The 19,063-nt window shown below is 70.1% G+C and carries 19 protein-coding genes, 1 tRNA gene and 1 pseudogene; 12 read left to right on the top strand and 9 right to left on the bottom strand.

Annotation, left to right across the window (positions count from 1 at the left end; all coding sequences use genetic code 11):
• Positions 1 to 7: 7 nt before the first annotated feature.
• Positions 8 to 2,275: an ATP-dependent helicase HrpB gene (gene hrpB, locus ACFOWZ_RS28720; protein WP_382377032.1), complete on the bottom strand. Its 2,268-nt coding sequence runs from the start codon at positions 2,273 to 2,275 to the stop codon at positions 8 to 10.
• A gap of 26 nt (positions 2,276 to 2,301) precedes the next feature.
• Between hrpB and ACFOWZ_RS28715 the strand changes: the two genes are divergently transcribed.
• From ACFOWZ_RS28715 to ACFOWZ_RS28700, 4 genes are all read left to right on the top strand, one after another.
• Positions 2,302 to 3,111, top strand: a complete 810-nt coding sequence (locus ACFOWZ_RS28715) for a GNAT family N-acetyltransferase (RefSeq protein ID WP_382377031.1) — start codon at positions 2,302 to 2,304, stop codon at positions 3,109 to 3,111.
• Between the two features lie 50 nt (positions 3,112 to 3,161).
• Positions 3,162 to 4,448: an MFS transporter gene (locus tag ACFOWZ_RS28710; RefSeq protein ID WP_382377030.1), complete on the top strand. Its 1,287-nt coding sequence runs from the start codon at positions 3,162 to 3,164 to the stop codon at positions 4,446 to 4,448.
• A 46-nt stretch (positions 4,449 to 4,494) separates the two neighbouring features.
• Positions 4,495 to 5,283: a DsbA family protein gene (locus ACFOWZ_RS28705; protein WP_382377029.1), complete on the top strand. Its 789-nt coding sequence runs from the start codon at positions 4,495 to 4,497 to the stop codon at positions 5,281 to 5,283.
• 363 nt (positions 5,284 to 5,646) lie between these two features.
• A tRNA-Ala gene (locus ACFOWZ_RS28700) sits at positions 5,647 to 5,719 on the top strand.
• A gap of 198 nt (positions 5,720 to 5,917) precedes the next feature.
• On the opposite strand, the gene ACFOWZ_RS28695 is transcribed toward ACFOWZ_RS28700, so the two are convergent.
• The gene (locus ACFOWZ_RS28695) at positions 5,918 to 6,394 is read right to left on the bottom strand and encodes a DUF6326 family protein (protein WP_382377028.1); all 477 of its coding nucleotides are present in this window, start codon (positions 6,392 to 6,394) and stop codon (positions 5,918 to 5,920) included.
• Between the two features lie 162 nt (positions 6,395 to 6,556).
• On the opposite strand from ACFOWZ_RS28695, the gene ACFOWZ_RS28690 reads away from it, so the two are divergent.
• Positions 6,557 to 7,696, top strand: coding sequence for a sensor histidine kinase (locus tag ACFOWZ_RS28690; RefSeq protein WP_382377027.1), 1,140 nt, complete (start codon positions 6,557 to 6,559; stop codon positions 7,694 to 7,696).
• The gene (locus tag ACFOWZ_RS28685; protein ID WP_382377026.1) at positions 7,693 to 8,349 is read left to right on the top strand and encodes a response regulator; all 657 of its coding nucleotides are present in this window, start codon (positions 7,693 to 7,695) and stop codon (positions 8,347 to 8,349) included. The genes ACFOWZ_RS28690 and ACFOWZ_RS28685 overlap by 4 nt, the downstream gene beginning before the upstream one ends.
• 17 nt (positions 8,350 to 8,366) lie before the next feature.
• Here the strand turns inward: ACFOWZ_RS28685 and ACFOWZ_RS28680 are convergent, their stop codons facing one another.
• The 3 genes and pseudogenes from ACFOWZ_RS28680 to ACFOWZ_RS28670 form a co-directional block, all read right to left on the bottom strand.
• Positions 8,367 to 8,648 (bottom strand): hypothetical protein, encoded by a 282-nt coding sequence (locus ACFOWZ_RS28680; RefSeq protein WP_382377070.1) that lies wholly within the window; start codon positions 8,646 to 8,648, stop codon positions 8,367 to 8,369.
• A 32-nt stretch (positions 8,649 to 8,680) separates the two neighbouring features.
• Positions 8,681 to 8,971 (bottom strand): annotated as a pseudogene (locus tag ACFOWZ_RS28675) (class II glutamine amidotransferase); the annotation flags it as partial.
• A gap of 42 nt (positions 8,972 to 9,013) precedes the next feature.
• Positions 9,014 to 10,210, bottom strand: coding sequence for a DUF2252 domain-containing protein (locus tag ACFOWZ_RS28670; protein WP_382377025.1), 1,197 nt, complete (start codon positions 10,208 to 10,210; stop codon positions 9,014 to 9,016).
• A 117-nt stretch (positions 10,211 to 10,327) separates the two neighbouring features.
• Here ACFOWZ_RS28670 and ACFOWZ_RS28665 point away from each other — a divergent pair, with 117 nt between their 5' ends.
• Both ACFOWZ_RS28665 and ACFOWZ_RS28660 read left to right on the top strand, forming a co-directional pair.
• Positions 10,328 to 11,707 (top strand): MFS transporter, encoded by a 1,380-nt coding sequence (locus ACFOWZ_RS28665; protein WP_382377023.1) that lies wholly within the window; start codon positions 10,328 to 10,330, stop codon positions 11,705 to 11,707.
• 95 nt (positions 11,708 to 11,802) lie between these two features.
• A complete protein-coding gene (locus ACFOWZ_RS28660; protein ID WP_382377022.1) occupies positions 11,803 to 12,351 on the top strand; it encodes a hypothetical protein in 549 nt (182 codons plus the stop codon).
• A 147-nt stretch (positions 12,352 to 12,498) separates the two neighbouring features.
• Here the strand turns inward: ACFOWZ_RS28660 and ACFOWZ_RS28655 are convergent, their stop codons facing one another.
• Positions 12,499 to 13,800 (bottom strand): diacylglycerol/lipid kinase family protein, encoded by a 1,302-nt coding sequence (locus ACFOWZ_RS28655; RefSeq protein ID WP_382377021.1) that lies wholly within the window; start codon positions 13,798 to 13,800, stop codon positions 12,499 to 12,501.
• 176 nt (positions 13,801 to 13,976) lie between these two features.
• Between ACFOWZ_RS28655 and ACFOWZ_RS28650 the strand changes: the two genes are divergently transcribed.
• The 3 genes from ACFOWZ_RS28650 to ACFOWZ_RS28640 all read left to right on the top strand — a co-directional run bounded on the left by ACFOWZ_RS28650 (position 13,977) and on the right by ACFOWZ_RS28640 (position 16,343).
• Positions 13,977 to 14,774 carry a glutaminyl-peptide cyclotransferase gene (locus tag ACFOWZ_RS28650; protein WP_382377020.1) on the top strand — a complete coding sequence of 266 codons (798 nt, stop codon included), beginning with the start codon at positions 13,977 to 13,979 and terminating at the stop codon, positions 14,772 to 14,774.
• Positions 14,775 to 14,853: 79 nt separating this feature from the next.
• Positions 14,854 to 15,876 carry a hypothetical protein gene (locus ACFOWZ_RS28645; RefSeq protein ID WP_382377019.1) on the top strand — a complete coding sequence of 341 codons (1,023 nt, stop codon included), beginning with the start codon at positions 14,854 to 14,856 and terminating at the stop codon, positions 15,874 to 15,876.
• Positions 15,873 to 16,343 carry a hypothetical protein gene (locus tag ACFOWZ_RS28640; RefSeq protein WP_382377018.1) on the top strand — a complete coding sequence of 157 codons (471 nt, stop codon included), beginning with the start codon at positions 15,873 to 15,875 and terminating at the stop codon, positions 16,341 to 16,343. Before ACFOWZ_RS28645 ends, ACFOWZ_RS28640 begins: the two co-directional genes overlap by 4 nt.
• A 22-nt stretch (positions 16,344 to 16,365) precedes the next feature.
• Here the strand turns inward: ACFOWZ_RS28640 and ACFOWZ_RS28635 are convergent, their stop codons facing one another.
• Both ACFOWZ_RS28635 and ACFOWZ_RS28630 read right to left on the bottom strand, forming a co-directional pair.
• Positions 16,366 to 16,989 carry a response regulator gene (locus ACFOWZ_RS28635; RefSeq protein ID WP_382377017.1) on the bottom strand — a complete coding sequence of 208 codons (624 nt, stop codon included), beginning with the start codon at positions 16,987 to 16,989 and terminating at the stop codon, positions 16,366 to 16,368.
• On the bottom strand, positions 16,986 to 18,065 hold the full coding sequence (locus tag ACFOWZ_RS28630) for a sensor histidine kinase (RefSeq protein WP_382377016.1): 1,080 nt from the start codon (positions 18,063 to 18,065) through the stop codon (positions 16,986 to 16,988). Before ACFOWZ_RS28630 ends, ACFOWZ_RS28635 begins: the two co-directional genes overlap by 4 nt.
• Before the next feature lie 153 nt (positions 18,066 to 18,218).
• Here ACFOWZ_RS28630 and ACFOWZ_RS28625 point away from each other — a divergent pair, with 153 nt between their 5' ends.
• On the top strand, positions 18,219 to 18,746 hold the full coding sequence (locus tag ACFOWZ_RS28625; RefSeq protein WP_382377015.1) for a hypothetical protein: 528 nt from the start codon (positions 18,219 to 18,221) through the stop codon (positions 18,744 to 18,746).
• A gap of 6 nt (positions 18,747 to 18,752) precedes the next feature.
• Here the strand turns inward: ACFOWZ_RS28625 and ACFOWZ_RS28620 are convergent, their stop codons facing one another.
• Entirely contained in the window at positions 18,753 to 18,911 is a 159-nt protein-coding gene (locus ACFOWZ_RS28620) for a hypothetical protein (protein WP_156094127.1), read from the bottom strand.
• Positions 18,912 to 19,063: the final 152 nt, after the last annotated feature.

The following is a 19,063-nucleotide window of genomic DNA, read 5'->3' as shown; positions in this document are numbered from 1 at the left end:
CGGTCGCTCATCTGCTCCTGTCGTAGGGCCGCTCGGGCCAGTGGTGCTTGGGATACCTGCCCTTGAGCTCACTGCGCACCCGCAGGTAGCCGTTGCGCCAGAAGGTCCTGAGATCGCTGGTCACGGCGGTGGGACGGCCCGCGGGGGAGAGCAGGTGCACCACGACGGGAACGCCCGCGATCTGCGGTGTGTCGGCCCACTTCATGGCGTCCTGGATGCGGACGTGCAGTGCGGGCTGGTCCTGGGTGTAGTCGACCTTGCCCTGGCCGATGCGTTCCGGGGCGAGCTGGTCGAACTCGGCCGCCTCCGGCCACGGCAGCAGGCTGCGCAGCAACCCGGTGGTGTCGATCTTGGCCAGGTCGGAGCGCTTCTTCGCCTGGCCTAGGTCGATCGCTTTGATCAGGCTCTCGTCGTCGACGCTCGGCCAGTCGCGGGTGCGGTGCAGGAACGCCATGCGCTCGCGCAAGCGTTTGGCGGCGTCGGTCCACTTGAGCAGGCCCAGGCCTTCGGCTTCGAGGCCCATGCGGAGTGCCTGCTGGGACTTGGCGAGGTCGGTGAGCTTGCGTTCGTCGAGCGTGATCGCGCCGAGCTTGCGGACGCTGTTCGCGATCACGTCGCCGTTCCACCGGATGTCGTCTTCGGTGTGCACCAGGGCCGCGGCGGCGGTGACGGCGAGCTCTTCGTCGGCGGGGGCGGCGAGCCGGATGCGGCCGTGCTTGCTGCCCGGTTCGCGGTCGGCGATCGCGACGGCCAGCCACTTGGCGTGCGAGTCGGTGTGCTCGACGGCCGTGCCGTTGGCCATCAGGTAGACGGTGCTGTTCTTGGACCGGCGTTTCGCCAGCCGTTCCGGGTAGGCGAGTGCCACGACGAGCGCCGGGTCGCCGTTGCCCGCCGGGTTGCTGCCGAGCTTCTCGAGCTTCTTGGCTTCCTTGCGCCACTTGCCGGGGGCTTTCAACGCGGTCGCCAGGTCCGTCGTACCGGGGTGGGTGCTGTCGTCGAGCAGGGCCACGACCTCGGCTGCCGTGCGGTTGCCCGCCAGCGCGCTGCCGTCGATGAGCGCGCGGCCGAGCCGGGGGTGCAGGCCGACGTTCGCGATGCGGTCACGGCGGTCCGGTTCGAGTGCGCCGAGCGCGTTCAGGGTCTCCTGCGCGGCCTTGAGCGCACCCTCCGGCGGGGCGTCCCACCAGTTCAGACCGGTGCCGTCCGGCGTGCCCCACACCGCGAGTTCCAGGGCGAGCCTGGTCAGGTCGGCCGTGCGGATCTCCGGCTCCGGGTAGCGGGGCAGCGTCGAGTGCTCGTGCTCGGGCCAGCAGCGGTAGACGCGGCCGGGGGCTTCACGTCCCGCTCGTCCAGCGCGCTGGTCGGCCACGGCCTGGGAGACGCGGATCGTGGTGAGCCCGGCGAGACCCCGCCGGTGGTCGACCCTGGGCACGCGGGCGAGGCCGGCGTCGACGACCGCGCGCACGCCGGGGACGGTGAGGCTCGACTCGGCGATGCTCGTGGCGAGCACGACCCGTTGGCGGCTGCCGGGTTTCAGGGCGGCGTCCTGCGTCTGGGCGTTGAGCTGGCCGTGCAGGATCACGGTGTCGGCGTTGAGCAGGCTCGCCGTCCGGTTGATTTCTCTCACACCGGGCAGGAACGCGAGGACGTCGCCGTCCACTTCGGACAGGGCCCTGTTGATGGCCCTGGCGACGGTGTTCTCGATGTGCTCGTTGCGCGCCGGCGGGACGTAGGTCATCTCCGTCGGGTACATGCGCGACTCGCTGTGCAGGACCGGTGCGTTGAGCAGGTCGGAGAGCCGCTGCGCGGCAACGGTCGCGCTCGTGGCCAGGAGCTTGAGGTCAGGGCGCAGGCCCGCCTTGGCGTCCAGGAGGAGCGTGAGGAGCAGGTCGGCGTCGAGGTGGCGTTCGTGGCACTCGTCGAGCAGGACGGTGCCCACGCCCTCGAGCTCCTGGTCGTGCTGGAGCCTGCGGACGAGAAGCCCGCTGGTCACGACCTCGATCCGGGTGTGCCTGCTGGTCTTGCGGTCGCCGCGGACCGAGTAGCCGACGGTGTGGCCCACGGGTTCGCCGAGGAGGCTCGCCATGCGTGCGGCGGCTGCTCTCGCGGCGATTCTGCGCGGCTCGGCGACGACGATCTTGCCTTCGAGGGCGAGCGGGACGAGCGTGGTCTTGCCGGTGCCCGGTGGGGCGACGAGCACGGCTGCTCCGTGGTCGTCGAGCGTTTTGAGGAGTTCGGGCAGGACCGACTTCACCGGGAGATCAGGCAGGTGCACATCGTTGAGTGTGTCAGGGTGAAGCCATGGTTGACCCGTTGCGCGATCCCGACGACCCGGAGCTGCTGGACCCGTACCAGGCGCGGTCGCTCGCGATCCTGGTGGAGGGAGCGCGGCTCGCGTCCGGTGCGGTGCGCTACGGCAAGGTCGGCAGGGTCGGGTGCGCGGCGGTCGTGATCAACCGCGAGAACCCGCTGCCGTCCGGGAACTTCGGCTGCGCGCTGGACGGCTCGTCGGTCGAGGTCGCGTCCACGTTGTTGCAGCTGGAGCAGACGTTCGCGGACGTGGGACGTGCCGAGGCGGTGGTGTACGCGTCGCCGACGACCGTGGACGAGATCGAGGGGATCGCCGACGACTCCGGCTGGTACGCGGTCGAGGAGTTGTTGACCGTGGTTCATCGCGGGCCTGCTTCGGTGGCGTCCGAGGTCAGGCGGGCTGTCGACGGGGACCTGCCGGGGATCGTCGAGCTGCTGTCGGACGAGCTGGTCGGCAACCGGGACAGGTTGACGCGGTGGCTCGGGCATCGATTGGACGATCCGCGTTGTTCGTTGTTGGTGGTGGACGACGGCGACCGGATCGGCGGGTTCGTGTCGGGGTTCGCCGAACGCGGTGTGGGGTTGGTCGAGCAGTGCGTCGTGCGTCCGGCACGGCGGCGGCGTGGCGTTGGGCGCTCGTTGGTGGTGTCTGCTGCTGCGGCGCTGCGTTCGGCTGGTGCTCATCTGGTCGCGTCGCAGGTGGACGAGGGTCCGGGGGAGCGGTTCGCCGAGGCGTGCGGGTTCATGGCCGCCTATCCCGTGACGGCATATGTACGCAGAGTGGATGAGCTGCTCGACTGAGTTATTTAGTTGCCGCGTGACATATCCTTAGCAGGGCTAAAGGAGGCTGTGTGCGCGAGCGGTTACCGGTCGAGGTGTGGGTTCTGGTCGCGGCGAGCTTCATCATCGCCATCGGGTTCGGGATCGTGGCACCGGTGCTGCCGGTGTACGCCGCGTCGTTCGGCGTCGGTCACACCGCTGTCGCGGCTCTGATCAGCACGTTCGCGTTCGTGCGACTGGCGTTCGCGCCGATGAGCGGCCGACTCGTCAACAAGTTCGGCGAACCGCACGTCTACATCGTCGGCATCCTCATCGTGGCCGTCGGCACCGCGCTGTCGGGCTTCTCGTCGAGCTATCCCGAGATGCTGGGGTGGCGCGCGCTGGCCGGCATCGGGTCGACGATGTTCACGGTGGCCGCGCTGGGCCTGTTGATCCGCATCACGCCGGCGCCGATGCGGGGGCGGGCGTCCGGGCTGTGGGCGGCGGGCTTCCTCGTCGGCAACGTGTGCGGCCCGATCGTCGGTGCCGGCCTCGTGCCGTTCGGCGTGTGGGTGCCGTTCGTGTCGTACGGCCTGTTGCTGTGCCTCGCTGCGTTCGTGGTCTGGTTCTTCCTGCGCCGTTCGACTCTCGCCGCTCTCGACAAGACCAACAAAGACGTCCCGATGACGGTCCGCGAGGCGGTGCGGCACCGGGCGTACCGGGCGGCGCTCGCGTCCGGGTTCGCGAACGGCTGGGCCGTGTTCGGCGTGCGGATCTCGTTGGTGCCGGTGTTCGTCATCGAGGCGTTGCACCACAGCGCGGCCGTGGCGGGCATCTCGATGTCGGTGTTCGCCGCCGGCAACGCGTCGATGCTGTTCCTGTCCGGCAAGATCGCCGACACCCGCGGCCGCAAACCCGTCGCCGTCGCCGGCCTGGTGGTGAGCGGCCTCGCGACGATCTGGATGGGCTTCACCGGTGACATGTGGATGTTCATGGCCGCGTCGCTGATCGCGGGTATGGGCGCCGGCCTGCTGAACCCGCCGCAGAACGCCGTGGTCGCCGACGTGATCGGCGCCAAGGGCAAGGGCGGCCCGGTCCTGGCGGGCTTCCAGATGGTGACCGACCTGGGCGCGATCATCGGCCCGATGTGCGCCGGTCTGCTGGCCGACTCGTTCGGCTTCGAAGCCTCGTTCGCCATCACCGGCGCGTCGCTCCTGCTGGCCGTCGGCTTCTGGTTCGTCGCCCCCGAGACCCTGCCCACGCACGAGGAGGAGCACACGGCCGAGGCCGTTGCTCCCGAGTGCGGCTGCCTCGACGAGAGCGCCGAGATCCCGACCGGCGAACGGGTCGGCGGCAAGCCACGCCACCCGGAAGCGTGATCGGGTACTCAGCTTTCCTTTAGTTTGTGTCGCTACCCTCGTCGCCGTGGGTGGAGCAGAGCGCAGTGCGCGGAAGAAGAAGCAGGCCGCGCGTGCGGTGGCCCAGGCCCGTTCGACGGGCGGTTCGGACCGAACCAAGATCATCGCAGGCGTGGCCGTCGTAGCGGTGCTGGCCATCGCCGTCATCGGCTACGTCGTGTTCCAGTCGACGAAGTCCTCGAACCCAGCGTCCGACGGCGCGATCCCGCAGACGTCCCCGGACCACATCATCTCGGCGCCCGCGGTCCGCGACGGCAGCTCCGTGCTGGTCGGCAAGGACACCGCGACCGTGACGATCGACGTGTACGAGGACTTCCTCTGCCCGATCTGCGGCACGTTCGAGAAGACCTACGGCTCGGACATCAAGAAGGCGGTCGAGGACGGCAAGGTCAAGGTCCGCTACAACATCCTGCCGATGCTGAACCGCCTCTCGAAGCCCGAGGGCTACTCGACCGAGTCGGCCAACGCCGCGCTGTGCGTGGCCGACGGCGGCAAGTTCAACGAGTTCCACGCGGCGCTGTTCGGCGCGCAGCCGGAGGAAGGCGAAGCCGGCTACACCAAGGACCAGCTCATCAAGCTGGGCAAGGACCTCGGCGTCACGTCGGCCGGCTTCGAGTCCTGCGTGCAGAACCAGACCTACAAGGCGCAGCTCGACGAGCTGATGTCCAAGACCAGCAACGATCCTGTGCTGAAGGACGCGGACACCGGTCGCTTCCGCGGGACGCCGAGCGTTGCCGCGAACGGCAAGCTCGTCGACCTGGACAACAAGAACTGGCTGTCCGACCTGACCAAGTAAGCCTGTCGATCAGCGCCTGGCCCTGTTCGTATTGGGCCAGGCGCTGTGTTCTTCGTGATGTCCTGTGTGGACTCGACGGCTGTGCCGCGCGTCACTCCAACTTCTCTCCGCCTGGCGCCCGGAAGCTGTTGGTGCTCAAGAGGCGGCCTGCAAGGTCTCTGCGGCGGCGTTTGCGCAGCTCGCGACGGGCCTCGGGGTCCATGCACTCGATCTTCGGGTCGGCGGGGCTCCGGTGGGTATCACCCGGCCCTACCAGGCCGAATGCGGTTCGGGTACCCCCGATTTTTATCTTGTGGCACGGGTGATGTACGGTATTGCCACACGAGAACGAGAGGGAAACCTCCCGGAAACGTGGACCTTCAAGGGGCTGTGGCGCAGCTGGTAGCGCATCACACTGGCAGTGTGAGGGTCAGGGGTTCGAGTCCCCTCAGCTCCACTTGTAGGTAGAACCCGTCTGACCGAGCGAATTCCGCTGGTCAGGCGGGTTTCTTGCTGTTCTGGGGTTGACCTTCGGCGGCCGTCGCGCCCCTCCCTCCGATGGTGCGAGGGGCGGTGGATTTGTTACGCCGCAAGTGGTCCGGAGATGCGGCGTGCTGCAGGTTCCGGCGGGGTCAGGACGTTGCCGCGCTTGGGTTCACGCTTGTTGTTGAGCGCGAACGGTTTCACGGTCCGGGCCAGTCGCCGACGGTGTGGTGCGGGGCCAGGTCCAGGCATACCGCACGATGAGGGCGAGAAGGGCCAGTTCCAGGGCGACGCCGAGGCCGTAGAAGTACAGCCAGGATTCGCCCGTCGCGTTGAACGCCGTGACGGGGGCGTAGAGCGAGGCGACGGTGAGGTTGGTGATGCGGTTCGCCCGGGCGGGCAGCGTCATCGACAGGACGACCATGAGGATCGGGATGGCCATGAGGGTCAGCGCCGTGGTCGAGAAGGTCTGGGAGAGGTCGAACTTGAAGACCTTGCCGTTGAGGATGTCTTCGATGACGCCGGGCGTGTAGAAGTTGAGAATGTCCACGTAGGCGTACAGGAACATGAAGCTGGTCCACGTTGCGGCGAGCTTGGCTCTCACCGGGATCCGCTGGTCTTCCAGTGTGGCGTTGGGTCGTGTTCTCATCGTGGGCTCCGTTGTTGTGGTGAAGATCGGTGGGTTCACGATCGCTGAGCCCGGCGGCGGGCACCCCGGCCCGGAGGCTTGGGTTCGCCTGGCCGATGGCACGGTCTCCGTCCTGTTCTTTCGGCTGGTCCGCCGAGGCGCGCAGATCCCTAGGCTGGAGCGGTGGTCACTGTCTGGCGCTCCATCTCTCGTGAGCCGCGGCCTGCTGACGCGCCACCCGTCGGTCGGCTCGACTGGCTGCTGGTGGGCGTGTTCGTGGCTGCCACCCTGGTCGAGGGCATCGCTCGGCCGGGGTTGGCCTGGCAACCCCTCGTCACGGTGCTCGCCCTGACGCTGACGCCTGCGCTGCTCTGGCGGCGGGGTCGTCCTCTGGTGGCCGCTGTGGTCGGGTGGGGCGTCGTCGGGCTGCTCTCGGTTCTCCAGCTGGCTGCGCGCACCGGGGATCTCGGCCTCTACTCCACGACGGCCGTCCTGATCCTGCTCTACTCCCTGGTGCGGTGGGGCTCGGGACGGGAGATGGTCTGGGGGACGGCGTTCGTGACAGTCGTCGTCGCGCTGGGGATGTACGTCTCCTCCGCGGGCTGGGCCGACTTCTTCGGCGGGTGTGTCCTCTTGCTGTTGGTCGTCGCCCTCGCGGCGGTGTTCCGCTACCGCGCGGACCTCTGGCACCGCCAACAGCGCGAGATCCGCAATCAGGAGCGGGTGGCGCTGGCGCGGGAGCTGCACGACACAGTCGCCCACCACGTGTCGGCCATCGCGGTGCAGGCGCAGGCGGGTGGCGTGGTCGCCGGCATTCAGCCCGAGAAGGCTGCCGAGGTCCTGGCCGCGATCGAGTCCGAGGCGTCGCGGACTCTGGCGGAGATGAGATCCATGGTGCGGGTGCTGCGGGACGAGGAAACCGTCGCCTACTCGCCGCAGCTGGGGGTGGCGGATCTGCCTGCTCTGGCGCGCGCCGACGCGACGCTCACCGTCGAGGTCTCGCTGCACGGTTCGCTGACCCGGCTGGCACGACCCGTGGACGCCGCGCTGTACCGGCTCGCGCAGGAGTCGCTGACCAACGCCGTGCGGCACGCCCGGAGCGCGACCCGCGTCGAGATCGACGTGCTCAGGGAGGGTGACGCCGTCAGGCTGCGTGTCAGCGACGACGGACGGACCGAGCCGGGGCCGGCTCCGGAGGCCGGGTTCGGCTTGCTGGGCATGGCCGAGCGCGCCCAGCTCCTCGGCGGATCGCTTTCTGCCGGGCCGGGGTCCGAGGGTGGCTGGGTGGTCGAGGCCGTGCTGCCGGCGGAGGTGGTGGCGTGAGCATCCGTGTTGTCGTGGCCGACGACCAGGACCTGGTCCGGACCGGGCTGGTGATGATCCTCGGCGCGCAACCCGACATCGAGGTCGTGGGGGAGGCGGCGGACGGACTCGCAGCGCTCGACCTGGCGACCCGGCTGCGTCCCGACGTCCTCCTCATCGACATCCGGATGCCTGGGCTCGACGGCGTCGAAGTGACGCGGCGCCTGGCCGGATCGGCCGTGACGGACCCGATGGCGGTCGTCGTGATCACCACCTTCGACCTCGACGAGTACGTCCTCGGCGCCCTGCGCGCCGGCGCCCGCGGCTTCCTGCTCAAGGACGCCGGTCCGGCGCTGCTCGTGCAGGCCATCCACGCGGCGGCCAACGGGGACGCGTTGATCGCCCCCAACGTCACCGGTCGGTTGCTGGCGATCTTCGCCGACCAGGCGCCGGCGGTACCGGTCCAGCCCGTCGACCCGCTCACCGAGCGCGAGGAGGAGGTGCTCGCGCTGGTGGCACGGGGCCGGACCAACGCCGAGATCGCCACCGAGCTCTTCGTCGGCCTGAGCACGGTCAAGTACCACGTCGCGTCGTTGATGACCAAGCTCGGCGCACGCAACCGCGTGGAGATCGCGATGTGGGCGTACGACACCAGACGTGTGAGAGCCAACTAGCGGGTGCGGTGATCAGGTCAGTGGCGAGGCCGGAACTCGAGGAGTTCCTGGACGCCGTCGCGCGTGACGACGCAGGTCGACTCGGGCATCTCGCGCCAGACGCCGTGCAGATCGCCCAGCGGCTCGGACACCACGAGCCGCGTGTCGGCGGAGAGCGAGTGCAGTGCGGGGTTGTCCGGGTACTGCTGTTGCAGCGTCGTGATGTCGGTGCTGTCCCGGCGTAGAGCGAGGGATCGACCACCAACGCGAGTTCCCTGCGCACCAAGGGGAACTCGGCGATGAGGCCGTTGTGCATCCACAGCCGGCGACCGTGCCGGAAGGGGTGGCAGTTCGTCTGCTGGATCGCTGTGCCGGTGGACGCGCGGATGTGCGCGAAGACGACACCCGCCGTGATCTGCGCCGCGAGCTCGCGCAGGTTGCGGTTGTTCCAAGCGGGTTCCGTGCTGAGGAACAGACCCGGCGCCGGCGCGGTCGCGTACCAGCCGACGCCGAAGCCGTCACCGTTGGTGGTCTCCACTCCCAGCCGGGAGTGCTTGCTCTGCGCGACGAGCGAGTTCGCCGGAACGTAGAGGAGCTCCTCCAGCAGGACAGGGGGACCGGAGTACGCGAGCCATCGGCACATTCTTGGTCTCCTAGGACGGAGTGCGGTTCCTGGCGGGGATCATCACAGTCCACTTCGTACAGTTGTGCGTCCTGACTTCGCTGCCTGCACCAGCAGCCGGTAGTCCTGCTCGTTGCGATCCGCGTAGCTCTCGGCGAACTCGGCCAGCGCGATGTCGAAGGCCTTGCCGTCGTCGAGGTACGCGGCCATCGCGATCCGGTCGCCGGTGCGCGCGTGCGCTCTGGCCAACGTCCACCCGCACAGCGCGCCGTACAGCCGCAGACCGGCCGCGTCCATGGTCTCGACCGAGGCCGAGCCCTTCCAGTCGCGCAACTGCCGGACGTAGAAGTCCCTGGTGAGTCCGTCGATGCCTGCGGCGGTCCGCCAGCCCAGGAAGATGTCGCTGACGGCCTGCATCAGCCGCTGCCCGGTCACGACCCGCTCGCCGTCGCTGGAGTGGTTCGCGCTCGCGACGGTGGGCAGGTGGTCCGCGAGAACTGATCGCGACGCCTCTTTCACCTGCAGGAAAAGCGGATCGTTCTCGTCACGCCCGTGCAGCAGCACGACCCAGCACCGGGTCCCGACACTGCCGACTCCGACGACCTTGCGCGCCATGTCGACGAACTGGAACCCGTTCATCAGATGACGCCGATCGACGGACAGAGTGGCGGTGTAGCCGGCGAGGAGGTCCTGGACCAGGAGCTCCAGATCCGCCCGGTCGGTGTCGGGAAGCAGGTGGCCCAGCGGCACCAGGAGCGGCGGGTCCGCGGCGATGCGCCGACGTCCGTCGACAACGGAGGTCAGCTTGCGGCAGGCCTGCAGGCTGACCCGCGCGCGGGCTTTCGCTTGCTCCTGCGCGAAACGGCGCTTCTTGGCCTTGTCTCCGTGTTCCTCGAGGAGGATCTCCACCTCGTCGACACCGGCGTGCGCGTACCACACCTCGAGATGACCCTGCTCGGCGAAGCGGATCATCGCCGAGCGGTACCGGCCGACGGCGAGGCTGGCCGCGAGGCGCTTGACGTCCCACTCCCACGGGCCGGGAGATGTCTCGTCGAAGTCGTCGAGGTCGAACACCAGTTGCCGCTCCGGGGAGGCGAAGACCCCGAAGTTGCTCACGTGTGCGTCTCCGCTGAGCTGGCAGGTCAGACCGGAGAACGGGATCTTCGCGAGGTCGCCGGCCATCACCGCTGCCGCGCCGCGGAAGAACGCGAACGGCGAGGCCGGCATCCGGCCGTACCGGAACCGGTGGCTCCGGTTCACCTGTGACGCAACAGCTTTGCGGCCGGCGGCACACCACCCGCCGCGGTGGAGCACCGGTGAGGTGCCTCATTCGCGGCGGGTGAAGCGGCCAGGACGTGGCCGTTGGAGTCTGCGCAGGTGGACTCCAAGGCCTTGCGCAAAGCGCTCGTCCCTCTCGCCCTCGCCCAGTTCATCTGCAGCTTCGCCGGCTCCAACATGAACGTGATGATCAACGACATCAGCAGTGACCTGGACACCACCGTCCACGGCGTTCAACTCGCGATCACGATCTTCCTGCTGGTCATGGCGGCGCTGATGATCCCCGGCGGCAAACTCACCGACCGGTACGGCCGCAAGCGATGTCTCACCGCCGGCCTCGCCGTGTACGGTGTCGGCGCCGTGTTGAGCGCGCTCGCACCCGGTCTGCCGGTCCTCGTCCTCGGCAACTCGATCTTCGAAGGTGTCGGCACCGCGCTGCTGATCCCGCCCGTCTACATCCTGGCGACGATGCTGTTCAGCGGCGTCACCGCGCGGGCCCGCGCGTTCGGTGCGATCAACGGCATGGCGGGCATCGGCGCGGCCACCGGACCGTTGATCGGCGGGCTCATCACGACGGCACTCAGCTGGCGGGTCGCGTTCCTGTTCCAGGCGCTGGTGATCGTGGTGATCTTCGTGCTGAGCCGCAGGTACGTCAGGGATCCCGGGCCGCCGGACCCGGCCCGTCCGTTCGACGTGCGCGGCGCCGTGCTGTCGTCGACGGGGCTCGTCCTGGTCGTGTCCGGTGTGCTGGCGGCGGACGACAACCTCTGGCTGATGGCCGGGTTGCTCGTCGCCGGCTCTCTCACCCTGGTGTGGTTCTTCCACTCGGTGCGCGCCAAGGAACGCGCGGGCGTCGAGCCGTTGCTGTCGACCGCGTTGTTCCGCAGCCGCACCTCCAACCTCGGCCTGGTCACCCAGAACGTGCAGTGGCTCGTGCTCATGGGCATCTCGTTCGTGGTCTCGGCCTACCTCCAGGTGGTGCGCGGCTACAACGCGATCCAGACCGGCCTGATCCTCACGGCGGCGACGGTGGGCGTGCTGCTCGCGTCGTTGCTGGCCGAGCGCCTCGCGGAACGGCACACGCAGCGCAGCCTCGTCCTGACCGGGTTCGCCGTCACGGTCGCGGGCATCGGGCTCTTCCTCGCCCTGCTCGCGATCTCGCCGCAGGTGTGGACGTTCCTGCCGGGCCTCTTCCTGATCGGGCTCGGCATCGGCGCGATGCTGACCCCGTCGGTGAACGTCGTGCAGTCGAGCTTCCCGGACGCACTGCAGGGCGAGATCTCCGGTCTGTCCCGCAGTGTGTCGAACCTCGGGTCCTCACTCGGCGCCGCGATCGCGGGCACCATCCTCGTCGCCGGCATCACCAGAACACCCGAACGCTCGTACGCGCTGGCGCTGATCGTGCTGGCGGTGATCGCACTGGGCGGCGTGGTGGCGGCCGCGTTCCTGCCGCGGACCCGGCCGAGCCCGGTGCGGTGACCGTGTTCGCCGTGCGTTCCACCCGCAGCGGATGAGGTGACCGAGGCCTGGGCGCCCCGACGATGAGACAACTGATCGAGTCGAGGAGGGGTCGCATGGCCATCGGGCCGATCCAACTGATCGTGCTGGGCTTCACACACCCGGACTTCCGCGGTGAGGTGATCGCCGAACTGGAGAAGCTGCGCAAGACCGACTCCATCCGGGTGATCGACGCTCTCGCCGTCCACAAGGACCCGCGAGGCAACATCGCGGTCGAGCGCCTGAGCACCCTGTCGCCCGCGGAAGCGGTCGAGCTGGGCGGCAAGATCGGCGCGCTGATCGGTCTCGGCGCCGCGGGGGAGGCGGGTGCGGAGGCCGGTGCGGTCGTGGGAGCCGAGTCTGCGGCAGAGAAAGGCGGCGTGCACCCGTTCGACGACGCGGACGCGTGGGACGTGCTCGCCGACATTCCCAACGACAGCGCGGCGGCGCTTCTGCTCATCGAACACCACTGGGCCGTGCCGTTGCGCGACGCCGTCGCCCGTGCCGGGGGCTTCCGCATCTCCGACGGCTTCATCAGCCCCTTCGACCTGATCGCGATCGGGTTGGTGAACGCGGAGGAGGCCAGGCAACTGCACGACCTGGAAACAGCAGGATCGACTTCATGAGGAGGCAGACGTGTTCGGATCACGCCGCGTGGCCCGCCGCACCGCACGACGCACGGCACGGCGAGCAGAGGCAGTTCCCGGGATGTTCGGAACACGCCGGGTAGCCCGGCGCACGGCTCGGCGAGTGTCCTGGCGCTGACAAGACCTCTAGGACAGGGCCAGTTCGCGCAGCCGCGCCCAGTCCAGCTCCGGCCGGTGCGACGGCACCCCGGGCCGGTGGCGCGGCACCCGCACCCGCAGCGCACCCGGCCTGACCACACACCGCACGGGAGCCGGCAGCGTGACCGCCTCGCCGTCCAGCCCGACCGGCAACGACGGTGTGTCCGCCGTGATGACGACCTCCGTCGCAGTCCGCTGGAACACGGCACTCGACCGCCGCCGGCCGCGCACCAGGCCGGCGGCTTCGGCCGCGTTGCGCACCGTCACCGCGAGCACGCCCAGCACGCCGCCGTCCAACCGCGGCCTGCGTCCCAGCCCGGCCAAGTCGCTCGACCCGTACGGGTTGTTGCTGACCAGCACCGCCTGCGCCCCGGCGAGCCCGGCCTCGTCCGCCTGCACCCGCAGCACCGCCGCCCGCGGCCCCGTCAACAGGCCGGGCAACAGGTTGAGCGTCGTCCGGGTCTTGCCGTCGCGGTAGGCGGGGTCCTGCACAACCTCGGCGTACGCGCCGAACGACGCGTTGTTGACGAAGACGCGGTCCCCGGCCACACCGAGATCCACCCGCACCTCGGTGCCGTCGGTGAGCGCGTCGAGACAGCGGCGGGGATCGTTCCGGTCCAGGCCGAGGTCGAGTGCGAAGTGGTTGCGGGTGCCCGCGGAGATGACCATGAAGGGCACCCCGCGTTCCGCCGCGATGCCCGCCACGATCGCCTGGGTGCCGTCACCCCCGGCCACTCCGAGCAGGTCGGCACCGTTGTCGACGGCCCGATGGGCGAGCACGGAGACGTCCTGTGGTCCGTCGAGCACACAGACCTCCGCCCCGAGCCCCCTGGCCAGTTGTGCGAGACCGAACCGCCCGACCTTCCCGCCGCCCGACTTCGGGTTCATGATCAGGTACGGCCGCCGGGGAGGTGGTACCTCGAGTTCGACCGGACGGCCCGGCCCACCGCTCAGAGCGAGCGCGCGCCGTCCACAAGCCAGCGCCGCCGACCACAGCAGAGCACACACCACGACCACCCAAGCCAAGCGAGCCTGCACGTACAGGACGATCACGGTCAGGGGTGCGAGCAGCATCAGGATCCCCGCCAGCCAGCGCACCGGGCTGCGGTGGGCGAGGAACCACCAGGTGGCCACCAGTGCGACCACCGTTCCCGCGCCACCGACCAGCACCAGCCCGAGACCGGCGCGCACCCCTGCCGCGACCAGCACGACCACGACGGCCGTTCCCGCCGTCACGAAGGCGAGCCGGGCCAGCAGTCGTTGTCCCGCCGGCACTGTCACATCGGTCACGGCAGCCTCCAAAGTGGATCGTCCGCCCAGCTTGGCCGCACACGGCAAGGGCGGCCTCACCCCTGGCGGGTGAACGGGCCCAGCGGGCTCACCTGCGACGGCGGAAGCACGGCGGCCGGCGCGGCACGATGATCGGCGCGGTGAAACCGTTGCGCATCAACAGAATTCTCTGCCCGGTGGCTGCGGCACTGCTGGCTCTCACCGCCTGTTCGGCTCCTCAGCGGGTCGCCCACGTGAGCCCGGCACCGGCGACCACGGCCAGTCCCGCGCCGCCCGCCCTGCGTTCTGCCTCAAGACATTTCCGCGCCCAGGTGCTCGCGCGCGTCCCCACCGACCGGGCCGATGCACGCGGCCTGGAACTGGTGGGTGATCTCCTGGTGGAGGACACGGGGCCGGTGATCCGCGCGGTGGCACCTCTCACCGGTGAGGTCCAAGCCCAGCGGAACGTGCCGCCGGGCAACGGAATCGCACTCACACCGGCCGGCCTGTGGCGCACCGGCGCAGGTGCCGCGGTGCTGCTGGATCCGCGGTCACTGGCGGAACGACGCCGTGTGACGATCGAGGACGAGAGCGGGGGACTGTGCTACGACGGGACGAATCTCGTCCAGTCGGACGGCACCACCAGACTGCTGCTGCGCGATCGCGACACCGCCGCGTTGGTCCGCGAGCTGCCTGTCGTCACCCGTGAATGGTCCACCGCACGGCTCGGTGAGCTCCACTGCGTGAGCGTCGACGGCCGCCCGCAGGTGTGGGCGGCGGTCACCGGCACGGACTGGATGATCCGCGTGGACCTCGCCACCGGCGCCGTCGTCGCGGACGCCGACCTCACCGCCATCACCATCGCCGAAGTGCCGACGGGCCGCGACCAGGTGATCGGGGGCATCGCGGCGGTGCCGGACACGGCGGGCGAGTTGTGGGTCACCGGCAGGCATTACCACCACCGCTACCGGATCGGGCTGCAGAGCCGGCCGTGACGCGGTAGGGCTGTCCCCACCCCGGAGACCACTGCTCGCACCAGTGTCCGGCGCGGGTCGCTCGGCCAGGCTCGACGCCATGTCGGACAACGGAATCAGCCTGCGGTCCCTGCACCGCCCGCTCGTGGTGCTCACCGGTGCGATGGCAGTGCTCTGCGTGGTGGCGCTGGTAGGTCTGCTCGTCGACGGCCGCACGATCGTCAACGCGCCGATCTGGCTCAAGCCGTTCAAGTTCACGGTCTCGATCGGGTCGTACGCGATCACGTTGGCGCTGCTGCTGACCAGGGTGCGACGGGGAAGCCGGGTCGGCTGGTGGCTCGGGACGCTGTTCACCGTCGGGATCGGCACCGACATGGCGCTCATCGTCTTCCAGATGATCTTCCGCGGCCGGCAGCTGCACTTCAACAAGGCGACGCCGGCGGACATCGCGATCAACAACGTCGTCGCCGGCGGCGCGTACCTCGCCTGGCTCTCCATCGCCGCCGTCGTGGTACTGCTGCTGTTCCAGCGGATGCCGGACCGCGCGCTGAACTCGGCGCTGCGGTGGGGGACCGGCCTGTCGCTGGCGGGCATGGCCGTGGCGATGCTGATGTTCAGCCCGACGCCCGAGCAGCACGCGGTGTTGCAGGAGGGGAAGAAGCCGCCGACGTTCGGGGCGCACTCGGTCGGCGCGTCCGACGGCGGGCCGGGCCTGCCGCTGCTCGGCTGGAGCACTCAGGGCGGGGACCTCCGCATCCCGCACTTCGTGGGAATCCACGCCATCCAGGTGCTGCCGTTGATCGCGCTCGGTCTGATCGTGCTGGCACGCCGGTATCCGCTGCTGCGCTCCGACGTGCGGCGGCGCTGGGTGGTCCGGATCGCGGTGTTCGGGTACACGGGCGTGTTCGCGATCCTGACCTGGCAGGCGATGCGCGGGCAGTCCGTGGTGAACCCGGACGTCCGGACGTTGCTGGCAGCCGCGGCGGTGGTCGCCGTCACGGTGGCGCTGACCGTTTTGGCGTTGCGTGCCAGGGAAGCCGGGCCGCTGGGCGAGAATCGTGACGCTCGCGGAACGAGCCGCGACCGGGAACCCGTCCCGGCTGACTTCAGGGAGCGTCGGTGAGGTTCACCAGGCTGATCGCCGTGCTGATGGCCGCGGTGTTGACCGCCGGCTGTCAGGCGTGGGGTGACGGACACACCGCCGCACCCGCGGAGAAGTCCGGTACCGGCGAGCTGCGCACCGACCTCGAACCGCTCACCAAGCGGTTTCCGGCGCTGGCCGACGCCGAGCAGGCCCGGTGGATGTCGGGCACCTTCGGCTCTGATCGGGCACCCGGCCCGTCGACCTACTGGATCGACGCCGTGATCACGCTGCCCGAGAGCAAGATCGACGAACTCAGGACCGCCCACGTCCCCGAGTCCGCCGGCAAGACCCCTGAGGTCGTCGACGGGCTGCGCGCCGAGCTGCCCGGCGGGCCGTTCCTGACCGGCGAACGCCTCGATCGGGCGTTCGGCCACGACGAGTGGGGCGCGAAGGCCTACCTCGTCCCGGATCGCCGCGCCCTCGTGCTGGTGGCCACCGGGACCTGACGGTGGCCTGGGGCGGTGAGGTTCAGAGCACGCCGTGGTCGCGCGCGTACAACGCGGCCTGGGTGCGGTCGCGCAGGCCCAGGCGACTCAGGATGCGGGAGATGTGGTTCTTCACCGTGCCCTCGCTCAGGAACAGCCGGCCGGCGATCTCCCGGTTCGTGGCGCCGGCCGCGATCAGGCGCAGCACCTCGGTCTCGCGGTCGGTGAGCGTGCCGGTGGACCGCGGCTTCAGCGCCGCCGCCACGTGCCTGGCCGCCGCGTCGTCGAGCTGGGTCACGCCCGCGTGCGCCAGGCGGACCGCCTCCGCCAGCTCGGCCGCGGGCAGGTCCTTGAGCAGGTAGCCCGCCGCGCCCGCGCGCAACGCCTGCACCACGTACTCCTCGTCGTCGAACGTGGTCAGCATGACCACCCGGCAGCCGGGGGCGCGTTTCGCGAGCACCGCCATCGCGTCCACGCCGTCCATTCCGGGCATGCGCACGTCCATCAACACCACGTCGGGGGACAGCGCGAGCGTCTGCTCGACCGCCTCCCGGCCGTCCGCCGCGGTTCCGATCACCTCGACGCCCGGCTGGATGTCCAGCAGGGACGCGATTCCTTCCCTGACCAGCCGCTGGTCGTCGACCACCAGCACGCGCACCGCCGTCACGGGACCGTCACCGTCACCGACGTGCCCGCGCCGGGCTCGCTGTCCACAGTGCACTCGCCGCCGACCAGCGCGGCTCGTTCGCGCAGGCCCAGCAGGCCGAAGCCGGTGCGGCAGGCCGTGAGGTCGAAGCCCCGGCCGTCGTCGGTCACGACCAGGCGGGTGCCGGTCGCGCCGAACGTCACCGCGACCCGCACCGACGTGGCGCGGCCGTGCCTGCGGGCGTTCGTGACCGCCTCCTGCGCGGCGCGGTGCAACGTGGTGACCGCGGCCTGGTCGAGGTCGGGTTCGTCGCCGTCGATCCGGACCGTGACCACGTCGTCCCGCTCGGCCAGTTCGGTGAGCGCGGCCCGCAGCGAGACCGGTGCCGCGCGCAGGGTTCCGACCGACGTGCGGACGTCCCGCAGCGCGCGGGCGGCGGACTCGCGGGCGTCTGTCAGCGCCTGCTCGGCGGCCTGCGGGTCGCGGTCGCGGAACGCGGTGGCCTTCTCCAGCTGGATCGCGATCGCCGTCAGGTGGTGCCCGAGGCCGTCGTGGATGTCGCGCGCCAGCCGGTTGCGCTCGGTCGCCGCCGAGAGCTCCGCGACCTTGGCCGACGCGCGGCGTTCCCTCGTCGCCACCTCCGCCATCGCGATCGCGAGCACGAGTCCCGTGCCGAACATCAGCAGGTCCGACAGGTACTCCACGTCCCGGTACCAGTCCGGCACCCGCACGGCGAAGCCCGCGACGAGCAGCGCCAGGCACAGCCCGCCGAGGACCAGGCCTGCCCTCCTGCCGAACGTGAGGTACGCCGTGAACGGCACCAGCACGAACAAAACCCGCGACAACCCCGACTCGTCCAGCGCCGCCACCGCGAAGAACAACGCCAGCCGTGCCACGAGGAACGCCGCCGGCGCACGGCCGAGCCGCCGTTCCACCTCGTCCAGCGCCGCGACCGCCGCGAGCCCGGCGACGAACCCGGCGAGCCTCGCCACGTCACCGTCGCCCAGGCCGGCGAGCGCGTAGTACAGCCCGGCCAGCAACACGATCCCGTAGACCGCACCGGACACCCACGGCACGCCGGACCTGATGCTCGTCACGCCGCCGAGGCTACGGCGCGTGCGGTCTCCGTGTCATGAGCCGGAAGGCACATGACCTCCGGCCGCCCGGTCCTGGCCGCACGGCACTTCCGGCGTGATCACCCGCGCTCGTAGCGTCCGTCGCGAACCCGTTGTCGCACAAGGAGAACACGCATGAGACTGGATGGTTTGGCGCGGTGGACCGGTGTGCTCGCCGGGCTGTGCATCAGCCTGCCCGCCGCGGTCGAGGTCGTCACGGGCGAGATCGCGGCCACGAGCTTCGTGCTCGGCATCGCTCCCGCGCTGGCGCTCCCGCTGCTCACCGCGTTGCACCTGCGGCAGGGCGGTGGCGGGTTCGGCGCCCTGGCCTTCACCGCGAACGTCATCGGGCTCGGCCTGTTCGGTGGCGCCGCGTTCACGCTCAACGTGGCGTTGTTCTACGTCGACCAGCCGGTGCTCGCCGGGCCGACGAGGTTCGCGTTGCTGGGCAGCGCGGTGGTGTTCGCCGTCGGTGCGGTGCTGTTCGGGATCGCGATGGTGAGGGCGCGGACGCATCCCGTGGTGCCCGCGGTGGCGTACGCGGTCGCACTGCCCGTGCTCGCGCTGGCGGCGCCGTTGCCGGACTCCTGGCTCACCAGCGCGATCCACGTCGTCGCGGGCGCGTCCGTGGCCTGGCTGGCCGCGGCGCTGCCCGCTGAATGACCGCTGTCAGTGCTTCTTGCCCCGGCCCGCCAGGCTCGTGACCGCGGAGATGGCGCTCCACACGACGACCCAGACCCGCCACGGCACGTGGGAGACGTCCCGGCGCGGCTTGGGCCGAGGCTCGCGGACCTCGACTTCGTTCTTCTTCTTCGCGGTCTTCGTCATGCGGTTATGCCTCCATGCGGGGCTCGTGGGCCTGAGCACCGAGCTCACGGCAGGTCCGTCCAGTGGCCAGGGGCTACACGGGATGGAGCAGGTTCGAAACATCGAAGCAGCCGGGCGTCCGGTTCGCGAGGCCTCCTGGGCGCGGTGCCGCG

It is taken from the genome of Lentzea rhizosphaerae (genome assembly GCF_042649515.1).
In the GTDB taxonomy this organism is placed as follows: Bacteria; Actinomycetota; Actinomycetes; order Mycobacteriales; family Pseudonocardiaceae; genus Lentzea; species Lentzea aerocolonigenes.
Note: the sequence above shows the minus strand (reverse complement) of the source record. Positions and strands in the feature narration are given on the sequence as shown.